Here is a 17,968-nt window from a genome sequence, read left to right as displayed (position 1 = left end):
CATATTTGCAAACATATGTTGGGGCGATGCCCGGAAGCCCTCGATCGCTGCGTGGCCTGGCGCACCCGTTACGCCTGCGCATCCTGCGCATCCTGCGGGAACAGGGCGCCTCGACGGCGACCCGGCTGGCCGGCCAGACCGGGGAGAGCTCCGGGGCCACCAGCTACCACCTGAGACAGCTCGCCGGGTACGGCTTCGTCGAGGAGGAGCCGCGTCCCGGGCCGGGACGGGAGCGCTGGTGGCGGGTCTCCGAGACACCGTCCTCGCTGCGGGCCGTCGCCGTCGCCGACTTCCAGCGGGTGCAGGACTTCCTGGCCGTCGCGGGCGCGGTGCCCGACGAGTGGGGTGACAGCGTGACCATCGGCAACCGGGCCCTGCGGCTCACGCCGGCGCAGGCGGCCGAACTGCTCAGGCGCATCGACCGGGTGCTCGCCGACTATCCGGACGACCGGCCGGGCGAGCCGGCCCCCACGGACACCGGGAGGGTGGTGTTCCAGTGGCAGTCCTTTCCGCAGATCCGCTGAGGGCGGCGCCGGCGAGCCGCCAGTTCGCCGTCCTCCTCGCCGCCGAGGGGATCTCCATGCTCGGCAGCCGGATCACCTTCGTGGCGCTGCCGTGGCTCGTCCTGACCAGCACCGACTCGGCGCTGCTGGCGGGCGTGGCCGGGCTGGCCGAGATGCTTCCGTACGTCCTGGCCGGGCTCATCGGCGGGCCGATCGTGGACCGTGTCGGCCCGCGCCCGACCGCCGTGGCGGCGGACACGGCGAGCGTTCTCGCGGTCGCCGGCATCCCCATCCTGGCGATCTGGCAGAGCACGTCGCTCGGCGTACTCCTGCTCCTGATCGCTCTGGCGGGCGCCCTCCGCGGATTCGGGGACGCGGCCAAGCGTGCGCTCCTCCCCCGCACCATCGCGGCGGCGGGCGTCTCCACCGAGCGCGGGACCACGCTTTACGACGGGGTGGCGCGCGCGTCGACGCTGATCGGCCTGCCCCTGGCCGGCCTGCTGATCGCGGCGCACGGTGCGGAGACGGTGCTGCTCTACGACGCCGCCACCTTCGGTGCGGCGGCGATCCTGATCGGCGGATTGGTCCGGGTGGGTGCGGCTGACGCGGCCTGCGAGCAAGGGTACGGCGCAGCCCTGCGCAACGGCTTCCGCCACGTACGCGGGGATCGGCTCATCCTCGGCGTGATGTCGCTGCTCTTCGTCACGAACATGTTCGACCAGGCGTACGCGACGGTGTTCGTCCCGGTCTGGGTGCGCGAGGGCCCGCACGGCCCGGCCGCCCTCGGCGTGGTCGGGACCGCGTTCGGCCTGGGCGCGGTGGCCGGGAACATCCTCTTCACGGTCCTGGCGCCCCGGCTGCCGCGCAGGCGCACGTTCGCCGTCTGCTTCTTCCTGGGCGGGCCGGGCCCGTTGCTGGCGCTCGCGTTCACCGACCGGGTCTGGATCGTGCTGACCGTGGCCGCCATCTCCGGCGCGCTCATGTCGACGGTGAACCCGATCCTGCTGGCAGCCGTCTACCGGCGGATCCCGGTACACATGCACGGCCGGGTCATCAGCGTCCTGATCTCGGTGTCCTGGGCCGGCATCCCGCTCGGCGGCGTCCTGGGCGGCTGGGCGACCGACCGGCTCGGCCTGCAGACCGCCGCACTGCTGGCCGCGATCGGATACCTGGCGGTCACGGCCGCGACGTTCGTCTTCCCGGCCTGGCAGGCCCTCGATCGCAGCGAGACCCGCAAAGCCGTCGCTCCCGCCTAGCCTTCACCGAGTGCCCGCATTCCCGCACGGACCGACTGGAAACCTTCCGATGCGCTAGGTTCGTCGGAATGCCCCTGGCTCATGACATCTCCGGCAGCGGCCCGGCCGTGATCCTCCTGCACTCCACGGTCGCCGACCGCCGGATGTGGGACCCCCAGATGCCGGCCCTCACCGCCGCCGGCCACCGGGTCATCCGCTGCGACCTGCGAGGATACGGCGAATCCCCGATCACCGCAGGCGAGGACTGGGACGACGCCGACGACGTGACCGCCCTCCTCGACACCCTCGGCATCACCCGCACCGCCGTGATCGCCTCGTCCGGCGGAGGCCGCGTCGCCCTCGACCTCGCGGCCCGCAGCCCGGAACGCGTCACCGCCCTGGCCCTGCTCTGCACCGCCCTCCGAGGCCACGAGCCGAGCCCCGCCCTCCGCGACTTCAGCGACCGCGAGGACGCCCTGCTCGAAGCCGGCGACGTCACGGCCGCGACCGAGCTCAACGTGGACCTCTGGCTGGGCCCCGAGGCGGGCGAGAAAGAGCTTGCAAGGGTACGGCGGATGCAGCGCAACGCCTTCGAGGTCCAGCTGGCCGCCGACAGGGCAGCCGCAGCCCTCGCCGCCGACGCCGCCACCGGCCCCACCGCCGAGCCGCAAGCCGCCCCGGCAGCACAGCGCACGCAGCAGACACCGGCCGCCGCCGCCGAGCAGGCCGGATCTCCCGCCGCCGCCGAGCAGGCCGTCGTCAAGCAGGCCGGGTCTCCCGCCGCCGAGCAGGCCGCCGCCGAGCAGGCCGCGGCTCCGGCCGCGCGCGCCGAGGCCGATCTGAGCGTCATCACCGCGCCGGCGCTGCTGGTGTCCGGCGCTCACGACCTCCCCGACTTCCGCGAGATCGCCGCGCACCTGGCGACCGTCCTCCCGAAAGCCCGGCACGTCGAACTCCCGTGGGCCGGCCACCTGCCCAGCATGGAACGCCCCGATCTGCTCAATCCCCTCCTCATCGACTTCCTCGCCGAGTCGCGCTGACCCGCCCGGCCACGTGAATTGCGCGGGCCACGTGAATCGCGCGGGCCAGGGCGGAGATGGCTGGAGCGGAGACGGCCGGAGCGGGGACCGCCCGGAGCGGGGACCGCCGGGTGGGGTGGCGGCCTGGTCGTGATGGAAGGTCAGTCCACGATGCACCACTCCCTGATCTGCTCGGCCACCTCGCGGTCGCCGTCGATGCGGACGTCGGCCAGCGGGATCCGGCGGTAGAGGGCAAGCACCAGGTCGCTGGCCCGGCCCTGGACACGGGTCACCGGCTCGCCGCTGGCTGCCGGGTCGAGGGTGGCGCCCGACGGGGAGAGGTCGACGGTCCAGGACGGGCCCTCGAGCGCCTGGAACTCGACCCTCGCCGGGCGGTGCGGCCAGGCGCCCAGGGAACCCATGGCGACCTGGAGGAACTCGCCGACGCCGTCGACCGCTACGGCGGCGGGCAGGGGCTCGGGCCTGCCGATCGCCTCCTGCGCGTCGAACGCGTGGACGGCCGCCTCCTGCACCTGGTGGCGGGCGATCGCGCCGGACGTGTGCGGCGCGGCCGACTCCGGCCACCAGGACCAGCAGGGCACGTCGGGTCCGGCGGCCGTGAGGGCGTCGAGCAGGGTGCGGGTCGATTCCTCGTACGCATCAAGAAGCTCGCCCGGAGGCAGCACCGGGACCGGAGGCGGGGCGGCGGGATCGCCGGCCCGGACCACCGCCGACCAGAAGCGCTGCACCCGGCTCAGGTGGGTGATCAGATCGCGCACGGACCACCCCGGGCAGCCGGGCACCGGAGCCGTGAGGTCGCCGGCAGCCTCGCGCAGCGCCGCCGACCGCGACTCGATCAGCGACAGCAGCTCAGGAAAGGGCGGTATCGATGCCATTCCCCGGTTCTACCACCGGGGTACGACACAGGGCGGCGCGCTCGTCGGCGCACCGCCCTGAAGACGTACGAAATCAGACGTTGAACCCGAGGGCCCGCAGCTGCTCGCGCCCGTCGTCCGTGATCTTGTCGGGGCCCCACGGCGGGAGCCACACCCAGTTGATCCGGAAGTCCTGGACGAGGCCGCCGCCCGGTCCGGTGGTCAGCGCCTGGCGGGTCTGGTCCTCGATCACGTCGGTCAGCGGGCAGGCCGCCGACGTCAGCGTCATGTCGAGGGTGACCACGTTGTCGTCGTCCACGTGGACGCCGTAGACCAGGCCCAGGTCGACGACGTTGATCCCGAGTTCGGGGTCGACGACGTCCTTCATGGCCTCCTCGACGTCGTCGATCGAGGCCTTCTTCGAAGGAGCCACGGCGGCCTCGGCTGCCGGGGCGGCCTCGGAGACGCTCACCGCGGGAACCTCGGCCGGCTCACCGGACTCGGCGCGCTCGGCCTCGAGCCACGCCGGAACCTGGTCGGCCGAGCCATCCCCGGCAGATCCGGGAACCGACGCCACGGTCTGAACAGAATCGGTCTTGTCGGTCATCGTGCTTTCACCTCCGGGCTCGCGCCCACGTCCACGCCCGCGCGCACCGCCGCGTCCTTGAAAGCCATCCACGGCAGCAGCGCGCACTTGACCCGGGCCGGGAACTTGGCGACGCCGGCGAACGCGATGCCGTCGCCGAGCACCTCCTCGTCCGGCTCGATCTGTCCACGGCTCTGCATCAGTTCGACGAACGAGTGGTGGATCTCCGCAGCGGAAGCCGCGTCCTTACCCTGCAGCAGTTCATGCAGAACGGATGCCGACGCTTGGCTGATGCTGCACCCAAGCCCGTCATACGAAATTTCAGACAAGTCCGAGTTGACCCGAACAGTGATTTCGTCACCACACGTCGGGTTGACGTGATGCGCCTCCCCGTCGAAGGGATCACGCAGTCCCCGGCCGTGCGGATTCTTGTAGTGGTCGAGGATGATCTCCTGGTAGAGACCGTCGAGCATCATCAGCCGAACACCTTCCGCACCTGGTCGAGACCGCGCGCCAGGGCGTCGATCTCGTCCGTCGTCGTGTAGAGGTAGAACGAGGCCCGCGTCATCGCCGGAACGCTGAAGCGGGAGCAGACCGGCCGCGCGCAGTGGTGGCCGACCCGCACCTCGACACCGAGGGCGTCGAGGATCTGGCCCACGTCGTGGGGGTGTACCCCGTCGACGCCGAACGACACCGTGCCGCCGCGCCCGACCGGCGTCGCCGGCCCGAAGATCCGGACACCGGGAACGGCGGTCAGCGCGTCCAGCGCGTAGCGGGTGATCGCCTGCTCGTGCTCGTGGATCGCCGCCATGCCGAGGCCGGTCAGGTAGTCCACCGCCGCGCCGAGACCGATCGCCTCGGTGATCGGCGGGGTGCCGGCCTCGAAGCGGGCCGGCGGGGCCGCGTAGGTCGTGCCGGTCATGGTGACCGTCTCGATCATCGAACCGCCGCCGAGGAAGGGCGGCAGCTCGGCCAGCAGGTCGAAGCGGCCCCACAGGACGCCGATGCCGGTCGGGCCGAGCATCTTGTGCCCGGTGAAGGCGATCAGGTCGGCGCCGAGCTCCCGCACGTTGATCGGCAGATGGGGCACCGATTGCGAGCAGTCGAGAACGAGAAGAGCGCCGACCGCTTTGGTTCGCGCCGAGATGTCCGAGAAGTCGTTGATCGTGCCCAGAACATTGGACATGTGCACCAGCGACACGATCTTGGTGCGCTCGTTGATCAGCTCGTCGGCCTGGCTGAGATCCAGCCGCCCCTCGTCGGTGATCCCGAACCAGCGCAGGGTCGCGCCGGTCCGTTCACACAGGAGCTGCCACGGCACGATGTTGGAGTGGTGCTCCATTTCGGAGACCACGACCTCGTCGCCCGGGCCGAGGCGCAGGTGCTGCCCGGCCGAGTGCGCGACCAGGTTGAGCGCCTCGGTGGAGTTCTTCGTGAAGACCACCTCGTCCGGGCTCGCCGCGCCGATGAAGGCGGCGATGCGGGCCCGGGCACCCTCGTAGGCCTCGGTCGACTCGGTGCCGAGCGTGTGCACGGAGCGGGACACGTTGCCGTTGTACCGCTCCTGGTGCGCGCGCATGACGTCGAGCACCTGCACCGGTTTCTGTGAGGTGTTGGCGCTGTCCAGGTAGACGAGCGGGTGGCCGTTGACCTCCCGCTCGAAGATCGGGAAGTCCTTACGGACCTGCTCGACGTCGAAGCTCATCCGGGAACCTCTCAGGCCTTGGTCAGGAACTTCTCGTAGCCCTCGGCCTCGAGCCGCTCGGCCAGCTCCGGACCACCCTCTTCGACGATCTTGCCGCCGACGAAGACGTGCACGAAGTCGGGCTGGATGTAGCGGAGGATCCGGGTGTAGTGCGTGATCAGCAGGAAGCCGGTCTCGCCGGTGGCGCGGACGCGGTTCACGCCCTCGCTGACGATCCGCAGGGCGTCGATGTCGAGGCCGGAGTCGGTCTCGTCGAGGATCGCCATCTTCGGCTTGAGCAGCTCGAGCTGCATGATCTCGTGACGCTTCTTCTCACCGCCGGAGAAGCCCTCGTTCACGTTGCGCTGCGCGAAGGACGGGTCCATCTGCAGCTTCTCCATGGCGCCGCGCAGCTCGCCGGCCCAGGTGCGCAGCTTCGGCGCCTCGCCGTCGATCGCGGTCTTCGCGGTACGCAGGAAGTTGGCCACCGAGACGCCGGGGACCTCGACCGGGTACTGCATCGCGAGGAAGAGCCCGGCCCGGGCGCGCTCGTCCACGCTGAGCTCCAGGACGTCCACGCCGTCGAGGGTCACGGATCCGCCGGTGATCTCGTACTTCGGGTGGCCCGCGATGGAGTACGCCAGCGTCGACTTGCCGGAGCCGTTCGGACCCATGATGGCGTGGGTCTCGCCGGACTTCACGGTGAGGTCGACCCCGGCCAGGATCGGCTTCAGCTCGCCCTCGGGCAGCTTCACCGAAACCTGCAGGTCGCGGATCTCCAGGGTGCTCACGGCTCTACTCCATTACTGGGTGTGGTCGAAACGTAGATGTCGCCGTCGCGGATCTCGACGGGGTAGACCGCCACGGGGTCGATGGCGGGTGGTCCGGACGGTTCACCGGTGCGCAGGTCGAAGCGGGAACCGTGGAGCCAGCACTCGAGCGTGCAGCCGTCCACCTCCCCCTCGGAGAGCGCCACCGACGCGTGACTGCACTCGTCACGTACCGCGTAGAAGTTGTCGTCGTCGGCGTGCACGATCGCGACCTCGACACCGTCGACCTCCACCTGGAGCGCGGTGCCCTTGGCCACGTCGGACGCCGGGCCGACGTTCTCGAACGTCACTGCCCGGCCTCGGCCAGACGTGCCTCGATGGCGTCGCCGAGGCGCTCGCGCAGCTCCTCGACCGGGATCTTGTTGATCAGCTCGGCGAAGAAGCCGCGGACCACCAGCTTGCGCGCCTCGTCCTCGGGGATGCCGCGCGCCATCAGGTAGAACAGCTGCTCGTCGTCGAACCGGCCGGTCGCGCTCGCGTGCCCGGCGCCGGCGACCTCACCGGTCTCGATCTCCAGGTTCGGCACCGAGTCGGCGCGGGCGCCGTCGGTCAGGACCAGGTTGCGGTTGATCTCGTAGGTGTCGGTGCCGGTCGCGGCCGCCCGGATCAGCACGTCGCCGACCCAGACGGTGTGCGCCGAGGCGCCCTGCAGCGCGCCCCGGTAGCCGACGTAGCTGCGGCAGTCCGGCACGGCGTGGTCGACCAGCTGGCGGTGCTCGTGGTGCTGGCCGGAGTCGGCGAAGTAGAGGCCGAACAGCTCGGCGTCGCCACCGCGGCCGGCGTACTCCACGCTGGTGAACTGGCGGACCAGGTCGCCGCCGAGGGTCACCTGCAGGTGCTGGACGCGGGCGTCCTTGCCGACCCGGAACTTGACGTGCTGGGCCTGCACGGCGTCGCGGTCCCACTCGGCCAGCGTCACGAAGGTCAGCTGGGCGCTGTCGCCGAGCACGACCTCGATGTTGTCGGCGAGGGTGACCGAGCCGGTCTGCTCCAGCACGATCGTGGCCTTGGCGAAGTTGCCGACCTTCACGAAGGTGCGCGCCGCCGCGGCGTCGCCGCCCTTGCCCACGAGCCGGATGACCGCCGCCTCGGCCGGCACGGCCTCGGCCGCCACCTCGATGACGGTGACGCCGGCAGCCGAGCCGTACGCGAGCGCGCTGATCCGGTCGAACGGCGTCAGCACCGGGTCGACGTCGTCGGCCGTCGACACCGTCACGCCGGCCGGCAGGTCGCCGAACTCGACGGACGGCGCCGCGCCGGTCAGCGACGTGGCCTTGACCAGGTCACCGAGCCGCTTGAGCGGGGTGAAGCGCCACTCCTCCTCCAGGCCGTTCAGGGCGGGGAAGTCGGTGACGTCGAAGGAGCGCAGCACCTGCGACTTGGTGCTCGGCGGGGCGATGGTAGTCATTTCGTCCTTTAATATTGTCCGGTTTGCCAGCTTTAGCCGACTGCGCCTTCCATCTGGAGCTCGATCAGGCGGTTCAGCTCCAGCGCGTACTCCATCGGGAGCTCCTTGGCGATCGGCTCGATGAAGCCGCGCACGATCATCGCCATCGCCTCGTCCTCGGTGAGGCCGCGGCTCATCAGGTAGAAGAGCTGGTCCTCGCTCACCTTGGAGACGGTCGCCTCGTGACCCATGTTCACGTCGTCCTCGCGGATGTCGACGTACGGGTAGGTGTCCGAGCGGGAGATCGTGTCGACCAGCAGCGCGTCGCACTTGACCGTGCTCTTCGAGCTCGACGAGCCCTCCAGCACCTGCACGAGACCGCGGTACGACGTCCGGCCGCCACCCCGGGCGATCGACTTCGAGACGATCGTCGACGACGTGTTCGGCGCGGCGTGCACCATCTTGGCGCCGGAGTCCTGGTGCTGGCCCTCGCCGGCCATCGCGATCGAGAGCACCTCGCCCTTGGCGTGCGGGCCGGTCATGTAGACCGCCGGGTACTTCATCGTCACCTTGGAGCCGATGTTGCCGTCGATCCACTCCATGGTCGCGCCCTCTTCGCAGGTGGCGCGCTTGGTGACCAGGTTGTAGACGTTGTTCGACCAGTTCTGGATGGTCGTGTAGCGCACCCGGGCGTTCTTCTTCACGACGATCTCGACGACCGCGGAGTGCAGCGAGTCGGACGAGTAGATCGGCGCGGTGCATCCCTCGACGTAGTGCACGTAGCTGCCCTCGTCGGCGATGATCAGGGTCCGCTCGAACTGGCCCATGTTCTCCGTGTTGATCCGGAAGTAGGCCTGCAGCGGGATGTCGACGTGGACGCCCTTCGGCACGTAGATGAACGAGCCACCCGACCACACGCTGGTGTTCAGCGCGGCGAACTTGTTGTCGCCGACCGGGATGACCGTGCCGAAGTACTCCTGGAAGATCTCCGGGTGCTCCTTGAGGGCCGTGTCGGTGTCGAGGAAGAGGACACCCTGCTCCTCGAGGTCCTCACGGATCGCGTGGTAGACGACCTCGGACTCGTACTGCGCGGCGACGCCGGCGACGAGACGCTGCTTCTCGGCCTCCGGGATGCCCAGCTTGTCGTACGTGTTCTTGATGTCCTCCGGAAGCTCCTCCCACGACTGGGCCTGCTTCTCGGTGGAGCGCACGAAGTACTTGATGTTCTGGAAGTCGATGCCGGTGAGGTCGGCGCCCCAGTTCGGCATGGGCTTGCGGTCGAACAGGCGCAGGCCCTTCAGGCGGAGGTCGAGCATCCACTGCGGCTCGTTCTTCTTCGCCGAGATGTCGCGCACCACCGCCTCGGACAGGCCACGCTGCGCGGAGGCGCCGGCGTGGTCGGCGTCGGCCCAGCCGTACTCGTAACGACCCAGAGCCGCGAGGTGCTCTTCCTGAGTGACGATCTGGTCAGTCATGTATCTGTCCTAACCGTTGATGACGGGATGTGTGTCGTGCACACCCCGTCGCCGTGGGCGATGGTGGCGAGGCGCTGCACGTGGGTGCCGATGAGCCGGGAGATGACTTCGGTCTCGGCGTCGCACAGCTGAGGGAACTCGGCAGCCACGTGAGCCACCGGGCAGTGATGCTGGCACAGTTGCCCGCCGGACGCGATCGTGGTCGCGCTCGCAGCGTAACCCTCGGCCGTCAGCGCCTCGGCGAGCGCCTCGGCCCTGGCGATCGGGTCGGATCCGGCGGCCAGGATCGCGGCCTTCAGACGCTCCTCGAGCGCCCGGACCTGAGAGGTGGCGAAGGCGCTGAGCGCTTCCGGACCGTGCTGCTCGACGATCCAGCGCAGCGCGGCGGTGGCGATGCCGTCGTAGTGGTGCGGGAAGGTCTCGCGCGCGGCGGCGGTCAGCACGAAGCGCTTGGCCGGCCGGCCCCGGCCGCGAGGGCCGGAGAGGCGCGCGACCCGGACCTCGACGAGCTGCTCGGCGAGCATCGCGTCGAGGTGCTTGCGGATGGCGGCCGGGCTGAGGCCGAGCGAAGCCCCGAGCTCGGCGGCGGTGGCCGCGCCACGCTCCAGGAGCAGCTGCGCGACCCGGTCACGGGTGCGCCCGTCGGAGGCCGTGGCAGACGCCACCGCACTCACCGGGATCAGCACCTCGTTTTTCACTACGCCAACGTTACGTATTTCCGCGAGGCCCTGCAAACCCGGCCCCGGTGATCCACCCCACCGGTGACCGGAGCTGCCAAAATTCCTGTCGGGGGGCGCGCGTACGATCCGTCGGGTGAAGTCCTCCCGATCGCTCCTGGAGTCCGCTTCGCTGTCCCGTCCCGGGCGGCGCCTGGCCGCGGCGGCACGCCCCCTCGCGCTCGCCTCCCTGGTGGCGAACGCCGGGCTGATCGTCACCGGCGCGGCGGTCCGGCTCACCGGTTCCGGTCTCGGCTGCCCCACGTGGCCGAAATGCACCGACGACTCCTACACGACGACGGCCGAGATGGGCGTCCACGGCATGATCGAGTTCGGCAACCGCCTGCTCACGTTCGTGCTCGTCGCGCTCGCCTTCGCCACCTTCTTCGCCACCCTCGTCCAGCGCCCCCGCCGCCGCTCGCTGATCGTCCTGGCGATCGTGATCGCGCTCGGCATCCCCGGCCAGGGCGTCGTCGGCGGCATCACGGTCCTCACCAACCTCAACCCCTGGGTCGTGGGCCTGCACTTCATCCTCTCGATCGCCCTGATCGCCGGCTGCTACGCACTCTGGCGCCGCATCGGCGAGGGCGACGGCAGACCGGTCCCCCTGGTGCCCGCCCCGATCCGCCACCTGGCCTGGATCACCGCGGTCGTCAGCTTCGCCGTGATCGCCGTGGGCGTCGTCGTGACCGGCAGCGGCCCGCACGCCGGCGACCAGGGCGCCAAGCGCAACGGCCTCGACCCGGCCACGATCTCCCAGTTCCACGCCGACCTGGTCTTCCTGCTGATCGGCCTCTCGGTGGCCCTCTGGTTCGCCCTGCGCGCCCTCGACGCGCCGCCCGCCACCATCCGCGCAGCCGCCGTCCTGATCGCCGTCGAGTTCGGCCAGGGCCTGATCGGCTTCGTGCAGTACTTCACCCACCTCCCGGTCCTCCTGGTGGCGGCCCACATGCTGGGCGCGGCCGTGACCTGGACGGCAACCCTCGCCGTCCTCTGGTCCCTCCGCACCCGCCCGTCCCTCATCGAGCCCTCGGAGACGATCCATCCGGCGCCGGCGAGGGAGTCGGTGGCGCTTTAACTTCTGTACGACCTAAGCCGTCCCCGACCGCACCACCGCCGTCCCGTGGCGCACCACACCTGCGGCCACCTTCCGCCGGCGCACCCAGCCGCCGGCCCCGGCGCACCCTGACGCTCCCAGCCCCCGGCGTGCCCTGACGCTCCCAGCCCCGGCGTGCCCTGACGCTCCCAGCCCCGGCGTGCCCTGACGCTCCCCGGGCCCCGGCGCGCCCTGACCCTCCGCCGGCCCGTTCCCCCGACGGACAAGGCACCCACGCGCAGCCCGTCATGCGCCCGCGCAGCGCCCGGCGTCCGCCACCAAGGGGCGGGCCCATCGCCGCCCGACAGTCGTTCCGAAGCAACAGCACGCAGCCACCTGACCTGCGCACTCAGGCCGTGCCCGATTTGCCGCTCTCCCGCACAGCCAACCGCGCCCGGCTGCACGCCATCGCAACATCCACGCCCGAATTGCCGCTCTCCCGCACAGCCGGTCGACGGCAGAGGAAGGCCACGGCCGGTCGCCCGCAGCACATATCACCGTTGCCTTGAGCGTCCTAGGAACCTAGGTTGCGGGCTGGGTTCGGTGAGGGCTTTCCGGCGGGCAAGGTGCGGCCCCGGCAGACGACGCGGCTCCGGCTTGGAGGGAAGACGCGGCTCCGTGAGAAGCGAACGCCCCAGCCTCGCACCCGAGGAGCTGGGAGCCGGGAGCCGGGGCGCTCAGAGACGCTTCAGGATTGCTTCGGCGAGGCGGGGGGCCGCGTCGGGCGCCGTACGCAGGAACAGGCTCGGCTCGGTCAGCTCCAGCTCGATCAGCGTCGGCTCGCCGTCCGGGCCCGGGATCAGGTCGACGCGGGCGTAGAGCAGCGCCTCGGTGCCGCCCGGGATGGCGGCCAGCGCCCGCCGGGCCACGGCGAGCTCGGCCTCGGACGGCACGCGCGGATCGATGGTCTCGTCGCCGGGCTGGATGGAGCCGTCGGCCGGGCCGGTCAGCAGCGGGCCCTTGCGGATGGCGTGGCTGTAGGAGAGCTCGCCGGACGCGTCCGGGGTGCAGAGCACGGCGGTCTCGCCGGCCGAGTCGACGGCGGCGAGGTACGGCTGGATCATCGCGGTGCGGCCGGCCGCCTGGAGCCGGGCCACGTGCGCGGAGGCCAGGTCGGCCTGGGCGGGCAGGGCGTACCGGCCGGTGTCCTGCGCGCCGGCGCTGATCGTCGGCTTCACCACCCACTCGCCCTCGGCGGGCGGCGCCCAGGTCGCGCCGGGTGGCACGAACGTGGTCGGGATCGTGGGGATGCCGGCCTCGGCGAGGTCGCGGAGGTAGACCTTGTCGGTGTTCCACTCGACGATCGCGGCCGGGTTCAGCAGGCGCGGCACGCGGTGCGCCCAGGCCACGAAGTCGTCGCGCCGGGCCACGTAGTCCCACGGCGAGCGGATCACCGTGAGGTCGAAACGGGACCAGTCCGCGGACTCGTCGTCCCAGCGGACCGCCTCGACGGCCACCCCGCGCGAGCGCAGCGCGTCGCGCAGGGGGTGATCGTCGTCCCAGAGGTCGGGGAAGGTCGCGCAGGTGACGAGCGCGACCGCCGGCGAGGAGCTGCTCACTAGCGGGCCATGCTCCGGCGCGCCATCGAACGCCACAGGTCGTTGCTGGGCCGCATCTGCTCGAGGAGCTCGCGCTCCCACTCGTTCTCCACGGCGACGCCGGCGCCCTCGCACGCCTCGCGGGCGACACCGGTGTCCTGGGCGAACTGGTCGGACCACTCGCCGTCCTCGCCGACGAGGACGATGCGGGCGCCGCGCTTACCGACGTACTCGATCACCGCCTTCGCACCGCCGTGCCCGGCGGCGAAAGACTTGATCTCGCGGGTCAGTGTCGTTACGGAACCTTCTGCCATGGACCGAAGCCTAAGCAGTCAGACGCGCCACGCGGGTACCAGCGGAGTTCTTTTGTGACTCCAATTACCTGCAGGTTTCGAAATCCGTTGCATTGTTATGAGCGGATTACGTCCGAATTGCGAGGTCGACCGAGACCAACCCTTCGAGTGACGGACAGTGACTGACACAAGCGACAAATCCGGTCATCCGGTGCGATAAATCCGAGCGAATGCGGGGTCAGATCAACACATCGACAGCGAGCGCCATGAATACGACGGTGAGATATGTGATCGACAGGTGGAACAGCCGCATCGGCTTCACCGTGTGTCCCTGCCATGTCCGCCAGGTGAGACGGATCGCCTCGGCGAGGAAGACCACGCCCATCACGATCGCCGTGCCGCCGTAGATCCACCCCAGACCGAACTCCCCGGCGCCGAGGGGCCACGCCACGAGCGAGGCGGCCACGGTGAGGACGGTGTAGACGAGGATCTCGACGTTCACCCGGTTCATCGACCGGACCACGGGCAGCATCGGGATGCCGGCGCGGGCGTAGTCGTCCTTGTACTTCACCGCGAGCGCGTAGAAGTGCGGCATCTGCCAGAAGAAGACGACGGCGAAGAGTGCCCAGGCCAGGGACGAGATGGACCCGGTCACCGCGGCCCAGCCGATCACCACGGGCGCGGCGCCGCAGACCCCACCCCAGAAGGTGTTCGCCGGAGTCCGGCGCTTCAGCCACATCGTGTAGACCACGTCGTAGTAGAAGATCGACGCTGCGGTGAGGACGGTGGCGAGCCAGTTCGTCAGCACCGCCATCAGCACCACGGAGATGACCGCAAGGGTCAGACCGAAGATCAGTACGGCGCGCGGCGTGATCTCGTGCGCCGGCAGCGGCCGGCGCTTGGTCCGCCGCATCAGCTGGTCGATGTCGCGGTCGATGTAGCAGTTCAGCGCGCTCGCGGCGCCGCCCGCCAGACCGCCGCCCACCAGGACCGCGGCGAACGTCACGGCGTCCGGCCAGCCGCCCGCCGCGAGCATCATCGTCGGCACCGTGGTGACCAGCAGCAGCTCGACGATCTGCGGCTTGGTCAACGCCAGGTATGCCCTGAAGAGCGCCATCCGGTTGCGAGGCGCAGGCTCCGCCCCGCCGGGCGACCGTCGGTGGACGGGACGCTCGGTGATCATGCTCACGGACAGCCACCTTCCGGCATCGGCTTTATTTCGCGGCCGTTGCCGGGTATTCACCCAGCGGCCCGCCCGGACAGCCTACGCGCAGCCGTCTCCGCTGCTCGGGGCACCCAGTACGGGTGCATACCGTCACACCACTTGATCCGGCGTGTCCGCCCACAGCGTATGTGTCTAGGGCGTTCACTGCGCACGTGTTTAGCCCGACTGGATAGGGTCAAGCCGAAAAGGGTTCCATTATTTTGCCCGAGGAGCACAACCGACGTGGCTGCCACAGATCCCGCTCTCAACTGGTCCGACCTTGACCGCAAGGCGGTGGACACCACCCGGGTCCTGGCCATGGACGCCGTGGAGAAGGCCGGCAACGGCCACCCCGGTACCGCCATGAGCCTGGCGCCGGCCGCCTACCTCCTCTTCAACCGCGTGATGCGGCACGACCCCACGGACCCGGAGTGGGCGGGACGCGACCGCTTCGTGCTGTCCTGCGGTCACTCCAGCCTCACGCTCTACGTCCAGCTGTTCCTCAACGGATACAGCACTTCGCTCGATGACCTCAAGGCCCTGCGCCAGTGGGACTCGCTGACCCCGGGTCACCCGGAGTACGGCCACACCCCCGGCGTGGAGATCACCACCGGCCCGCTGGGCCAGGGCATCGGCAACGCGGTCGGCATGGCGATGTCCGCCCGCCGCGAGCGCGGCCTGTTCGACCCGGACACCGCGGCCGGCCAGTCGCCGTTCGACCACCACGTGTACGCGCTCTGCTCGGACGGTGACATCGAGGAGGGTGTCTCCCACGAGTCCAGCGCCATCGCGGCGGTGCAGAAGCTCGGCAACCTCACGGTGATCTACGACGACAACGAGATCTCCATCGAGGACGACACCCGGATCGCCAAGTCCGAGGACGTCGGCGCGCGCTACGCGGCGTACGGCTGGCACGTCCAGACCGTCAACTGGCGCGGTGAGGACGGCTACCACGAAGACGTGGAGGCCCTCTGGAACGCGATCCAGACCGCCAAGTCGGTCACCGACAAGCCGTCGTTCATCGTCCTCAAGACGATCATCGGCTGGCCGGCGCCGAAGAAGCAGAACACCGGCAAGATCCACGGTTCCGCGCTGGGCGCCGACGAGATCGCCGCGACCAAGGAGATCCTCGGTTTCGCGAACGAGCCGTTCGCCATCGACGAAGAGGTCGTGAAGCACGCGCAGCAGGTCGTGGAGCGCGGCAAGGCGGCGCGCGCCGAGTGGCAGAAGGCGTTCGACGCCTGGGCCGCCGGCAACGCCGAGGGCAAGGCGCTCTTCGACCGCCTCGCCACCCGCACCCTGCCGGAGGGCTGGCACAACGCTCTGCCCGAGTTCCCGGCGGACGAGAAGGGCCTGGCCACCCGCGCCGCGTCCGGCAAGGTCCTGAAGGCGCTCGCGCCGGTGCTGCCCGAGCTCTGGGGTGGTTCCGCCGACCTGGCGGAGAGCAACAACACCACCATGGAGGGCGAGCCGTCCTTCATCCCGTCGGAGTACGCCACCAAGGCCTTCCCGGGCCACGAGTACGGCCGCACGCTGCACTTCGGCATCCGTGAGCACGGCATGGGCTCGATCCTCAACGGCATCGCGGTGCACGGCGGCACCCGCCCGTACGGCGGCACCTTCCTGGTCTTCAGCGACTACATGCGCGGCTCGGTCCGCCTCTCCGCGCTGATGAAGCTGCCGGTCGTCTTCGTGTGGACGCACGACTCGATCGGTCTCGGCGAGGACGGCCCGACGCACCAGCCGATCGAGACGCTGACCGCGCTGCGCGCCATCGTCGGCCTCGACGTGGTCCGCCCGGCCGACGCCAACGAGACCGCGTACGCCTGGCGTGGTGCCCTCGAGCACACCGACCGGCCGACCGCGCTGGCGCTGTCCCGGCAGAACCTGCCCACGATCGACCGCAGCAAGTACGCGTCGGCCGAGGGCACCCTCAAGGGCGGCTACATCCTGTCCGAGGCGTCCACCGGCACCCCGAAGGTGATCCTGATCGCCAGCGGCTCCGAGGTGTCCATCGCGCTCACCGCGCAGGAGCGTCTCGAGGCCGAGGGGACCCCGACCCGGGTCGTCTCGATGCCCTGTCAGGAATGGTTCTTCCAGCAGGACGTTGCATATCAGCAGCAGGTTCTTCCGCACGGCGTGAAGGCCCGGGTCTCGGTCGAGGCCGGCATCCGGATGAGCTGGGACCGCATCATCGGCGACGCCGGCGAGGCCGTCAGCATCGAGCACTACGGCGCCAGCGCCCCCGCGAAGATCCTGTTCGAGCAGTTCGGCTTCACCGCGGACAACGTCGTCGCGAAGGCCAACGCTTCGCTCGCCAAGGTCGGCGAGATCACCGGCCACAAGACCGGCAACTGAACTTCGAAGGAGCAAGGCAATGACGGACAGGCTGGCTGAGCTCTCCGCCCAGGGTGTGGCGGTATGGCTCGACGATCTCTCCCGGGTACGCCTGACCAGCGGCTCGCTGGACAAGCTGCGCCGCGATCAGCACGTGGTCGGCGTGACCACGAACCCGAGCATCTTCCAGAAGGCGCTCTCCGACGCCGACGCGTACGACGAGCAGGTGCGTGACCTCTCGGTGCAGGGCGTCACGGTCGAGGAGGCCATCCGCCTCATGACCGCGAAGGACGTCCGCTGGGCGGCCGACGTGTTCCGGCCGACGTACGACGCGTCCAACGGCGTCGACGGCCGGATCTCCATCGAGGTGGACCCGCGCAAGGCGCACGAGACCACCTCCACGATCGCCGAGGCGAAGACCCTCTGGTGGCTCGTGGACCGTCCCAACCTCTACATCAAGATCCCGGCGACGGTGGCCGGCCTGCCCGCCATCACCGAGGTGCTGGCGAACGGCATCAGCGTGAACGTCACGCTGATCTTCTCGGTCGAGCGCTACCGGGCCGTCATGGACGCGTTCCTGGAGGGCCTGGAGAAGGCCAAGGCGAACGGCCACGACCTCAGCAAGATCGGCTCGGTCGCGTCGTTCTTCGTCTCCCGCGTGGACACCGAGGTCGACAAGCGCCTCGACAAGATCGGCTCGGACGAGGCGAAGGCCCTCAAGGGCAAGGCGGCGATCGCCAACGCCCGGCTCGCGTACGAGGCGTACACCGAGGTCTTCGGCGGTGACCGCTGGAAGGCCCTGGCCGCGGCCGGCGCCCACCCGCAGCGTCCGCTCTGGGCGTCCACCGGCACGAAGAACCCCGACTTCCTCGACACCATCTACGTCGAGGAGCTGGTCGCGCCCGGCACGGTCAACACCATGCCGGAGTCGGTCATCTTCGCGTACGAGGACCACGGCACCACCAAGGGCGACACCGTCACCCCGAACTTCGCCGACGCCAAGAAGGTCTTCGCCGACCTCACCGCGGCCGGCGTCGACTTCGCGGACGTCTTCAAGGTCCTCGAGGAAGAGGGCGTGGAGAAGTTCGAGGCGAGCTGGAACGAGCTCCTGGAGCACGTCACCACGTCGCTGAAGGCCGGCAAGAGCGCCTGATCGGCAACATCTGCGGCCTGTCGTGGGACTCCCGCGA

The 17,968-nt window shown here is 70.1% G+C and carries 18 protein-coding genes; 6 read left to right on the top strand and 12 right to left on the bottom strand.

Going from position 1 to position 17,968, the window contains the following annotated elements:
* The first annotated feature begins 26 nt into the window (after window positions 1–26).
* From AB0G10_RS21080 to AB0G10_RS21070, 3 genes are all read left to right on the top strand, one after another.
* Window positions 27–524, top strand: a complete 498-nt coding sequence (locus tag AB0G10_RS21080) for a helix-turn-helix domain-containing protein (RefSeq protein WP_360923984.1) — start codon at window positions 27–29, stop codon at window positions 522–524.
* Complete coding sequence (locus AB0G10_RS21075; protein ID WP_360923981.1) at window positions 497–1,759, top strand: MFS transporter; 1,263 nt, start codon at window positions 497–499, stop codon at window positions 1,757–1,759. The genes AB0G10_RS21080 and AB0G10_RS21075 overlap by 28 nt, the downstream gene beginning before the upstream one ends.
* A 68-nt stretch (window positions 1,760–1,827) precedes the next feature.
* Window positions 1,828–2,778: an alpha/beta hydrolase gene (locus AB0G10_RS21070; RefSeq protein WP_360923979.1), complete on the top strand. Its 951-nt coding sequence runs from the start codon at window positions 1,828–1,830 to the stop codon at window positions 2,776–2,778.
* Between the two features lie 140 nt (window positions 2,779–2,918).
* On the opposite strand, the gene AB0G10_RS21065 is transcribed toward AB0G10_RS21070, so the two are convergent.
* From AB0G10_RS21065 to AB0G10_RS21025, 9 genes are all read right to left on the bottom strand, one after another.
* On the bottom strand, window positions 2,919–3,653 hold the full coding sequence (locus AB0G10_RS21065; RefSeq protein WP_360923976.1) for a maleylpyruvate isomerase family mycothiol-dependent enzyme: 735 nt from the start codon (window positions 3,651–3,653) through the stop codon (window positions 2,919–2,921).
* Window positions 3,654–3,726: 73 nt separating this feature from the next.
* The gene (locus tag AB0G10_RS21060; RefSeq protein ID WP_360923973.1) at window positions 3,727–4,239 is read right to left on the bottom strand and encodes a metal-sulfur cluster assembly factor; all 513 of its coding nucleotides are present in this window, start codon (window positions 4,237–4,239) and stop codon (window positions 3,727–3,729) included.
* Complete coding sequence (sufU, locus tag AB0G10_RS21055) at window positions 4,236–4,694, bottom strand: Fe-S cluster assembly sulfur transfer protein SufU (RefSeq protein ID WP_360923970.1); 459 nt, start codon at window positions 4,692–4,694, stop codon at window positions 4,236–4,238. Before sufU ends, AB0G10_RS21060 begins: the two co-directional genes overlap by 4 nt.
* On the bottom strand, window positions 4,694–5,923 hold the full coding sequence (locus tag AB0G10_RS21050) for a cysteine desulfurase (RefSeq protein ID WP_360923967.1): 1,230 nt from the start codon (window positions 5,921–5,923) through the stop codon (window positions 4,694–4,696). The genes sufU and AB0G10_RS21050 overlap by 1 nt, the downstream gene beginning before the upstream one ends.
* Window positions 5,924–5,934: 11 nt before the next feature.
* Window positions 5,935–6,693 carry a Fe-S cluster assembly ATPase SufC gene (sufC, locus tag AB0G10_RS21045; RefSeq protein WP_360923964.1) on the bottom strand — a complete coding sequence of 253 codons (759 nt, stop codon included), beginning with the start codon at window positions 6,691–6,693 and terminating at the stop codon, window positions 5,935–5,937.
* Window positions 6,690–7,022 carry a non-heme iron oxygenase ferredoxin subunit gene (locus AB0G10_RS21040; protein WP_014441745.1) on the bottom strand — a complete coding sequence of 111 codons (333 nt, stop codon included), beginning with the start codon at window positions 7,020–7,022 and terminating at the stop codon, window positions 6,690–6,692. Before AB0G10_RS21040 ends, sufC begins: the two co-directional genes overlap by 4 nt.
* On the bottom strand, window positions 7,019–8,140 hold the full coding sequence (sufD, locus tag AB0G10_RS21035; protein ID WP_360923961.1) for a Fe-S cluster assembly protein SufD: 1,122 nt from the start codon (window positions 8,138–8,140) through the stop codon (window positions 7,019–7,021). The genes AB0G10_RS21040 and sufD overlap by 4 nt, the downstream gene beginning before the upstream one ends.
* A gap of 32 nt (window positions 8,141–8,172) precedes the next feature.
* On the bottom strand, window positions 8,173–9,594 hold the full coding sequence (sufB, locus tag AB0G10_RS21030) for a Fe-S cluster assembly protein SufB (RefSeq protein ID WP_360923958.1): 1,422 nt from the start codon (window positions 9,592–9,594) through the stop codon (window positions 8,173–8,175).
* Complete coding sequence (locus AB0G10_RS21025; protein ID WP_360923955.1) at window positions 9,591–10,292, bottom strand: transcriptional regulator; 702 nt, start codon at window positions 10,290–10,292, stop codon at window positions 9,591–9,593. The genes sufB and AB0G10_RS21025 overlap by 4 nt, the downstream gene beginning before the upstream one ends.
* Before the next feature lie 151 nt (window positions 10,293–10,443).
* On the opposite strand from AB0G10_RS21025, the gene AB0G10_RS21020 reads away from it, so the two are divergent.
* Window positions 10,444–11,388 (top strand): COX15/CtaA family protein, encoded by a 945-nt coding sequence (locus AB0G10_RS21020; protein ID WP_360924997.1) that lies wholly within the window; start codon window positions 10,444–10,446, stop codon window positions 11,386–11,388.
* Between the two features lie 695 nt (window positions 11,389–12,083).
* Here the strand turns inward: AB0G10_RS21020 and AB0G10_RS21015 are convergent.
* The 3 genes from AB0G10_RS21015 to AB0G10_RS21005 all read right to left on the bottom strand — a co-directional run bounded on the left by AB0G10_RS21015 (window position 12,084) and on the right by AB0G10_RS21005 (window position 14,420).
* On the bottom strand, window positions 12,084–12,965 hold the full coding sequence (locus AB0G10_RS21015) for a hypothetical protein (RefSeq protein WP_360923952.1): 882 nt from the start codon (window positions 12,963–12,965) through the stop codon (window positions 12,084–12,086).
* Window positions 12,965–13,258 (bottom strand): hypothetical protein, encoded by a 294-nt coding sequence (locus AB0G10_RS21010; RefSeq protein WP_360923949.1) that lies wholly within the window; start codon window positions 13,256–13,258, stop codon window positions 12,965–12,967. The genes AB0G10_RS21015 and AB0G10_RS21010 overlap by 1 nt, the downstream gene beginning before the upstream one ends.
* A 217-nt stretch (window positions 13,259–13,475) precedes the next feature.
* A complete protein-coding gene (locus AB0G10_RS21005) occupies window positions 13,476–14,420 on the bottom strand; it encodes a heme o synthase (RefSeq protein WP_360924994.1) in 945 nt (314 codons plus the stop codon).
* Window positions 14,421–14,684: 264 nt separating this feature from the next.
* Here AB0G10_RS21005 and tkt point away from each other — a divergent pair, with 264 nt between their 5' ends.
* Window positions 14,685–16,799 (top strand): transketolase, encoded by a 2,115-nt coding sequence (tkt, locus tag AB0G10_RS21000; RefSeq protein ID WP_360923946.1) that lies wholly within the window; start codon window positions 14,685–14,687, stop codon window positions 16,797–16,799.
* A 19-nt stretch (window positions 16,800–16,818) separates the two neighbouring features.
* Window positions 16,819–17,931 (top strand): transaldolase, encoded by a 1,113-nt coding sequence (tal, locus tag AB0G10_RS20995; protein WP_360923943.1) that lies wholly within the window; start codon window positions 16,819–16,821, stop codon window positions 17,929–17,931.
* Window positions 17,932–17,968 lie beyond the last annotated feature (37 nt).

It is taken from the genome of Actinoplanes sp. NPDC023714, from assembly GCF_040639855.1.
Taxonomy (GTDB): domain Bacteria; phylum Actinomycetota; class Actinomycetes; order Mycobacteriales; family Micromonosporaceae; genus Actinoplanes.
This window is presented reverse-complemented; position numbering and strand designations above follow the sequence as displayed.

What these genes read in the sequence shown, in the direction of transcription:
- AB0G10_RS21080 (WP_360923984.1), top strand. Translation starts at nt 27, where the DNA reads ATGCCCGGAAGCCCTCGATCGCTGCGTGGCCTGGCGCACCCGTTACGC.
- AB0G10_RS21070 (WP_360923979.1), top strand. Translation starts at nt 1,828, where the DNA reads ATGCCCCTGGCTCATGACATCTCCGGCAGCGGCCCGGCCGTGATCCTC.
- AB0G10_RS21065 (WP_360923976.1), bottom strand. Translation starts at nt 3,653, where the DNA reads ATGGCATCGATACCGCCCTTTCCTGAGCTGCTGTCGCTGATCGAGTCG.
- AB0G10_RS21060 (WP_360923973.1), bottom strand. Translation starts at nt 4,239, where the DNA reads ATGACCGACAAGACCGATTCTGTTCAGACCGTGGCGTCGGTTCCCGGA.
- sufU (WP_360923970.1), bottom strand. Translation starts at nt 4,694, where the DNA reads ATGATGCTCGACGGTCTCTACCAGGAGATCATCCTCGACCACTACAAG.
- AB0G10_RS21050 (WP_360923967.1), bottom strand. Translation starts at nt 5,923, where the DNA reads ATGAGCTTCGACGTCGAGCAGGTCCGTAAGGACTTCCCGATCTTCGAG.
- sufD (WP_360923961.1), bottom strand. Translation starts at nt 8,140, where the DNA reads ATGACTACCATCGCCCCGCCGAGCACCAAGTCGCAGGTGCTGCGCTCC.
- sufB (WP_360923958.1), bottom strand. Translation starts at nt 9,594, where the DNA reads ATGACTGACCAGATCGTCACTCAGGAAGAGCACCTCGCGGCTCTGGGT.
- AB0G10_RS21010 (WP_360923949.1), bottom strand. Translation starts at nt 13,258, where the DNA reads ATGGCAGAAGGTTCCGTAACGACACTGACCCGCGAGATCAAGTCTTTC.
- AB0G10_RS21005 (WP_360924994.1), bottom strand. Translation starts at nt 14,420, where the DNA reads ATGATCACCGAGCGTCCCGTCCACCGACGGTCGCCCGGCGGGGCGGAG.
- tal (WP_360923943.1), top strand. Translation starts at nt 16,819, where the DNA reads ATGACGGACAGGCTGGCTGAGCTCTCCGCCCAGGGTGTGGCGGTATGG.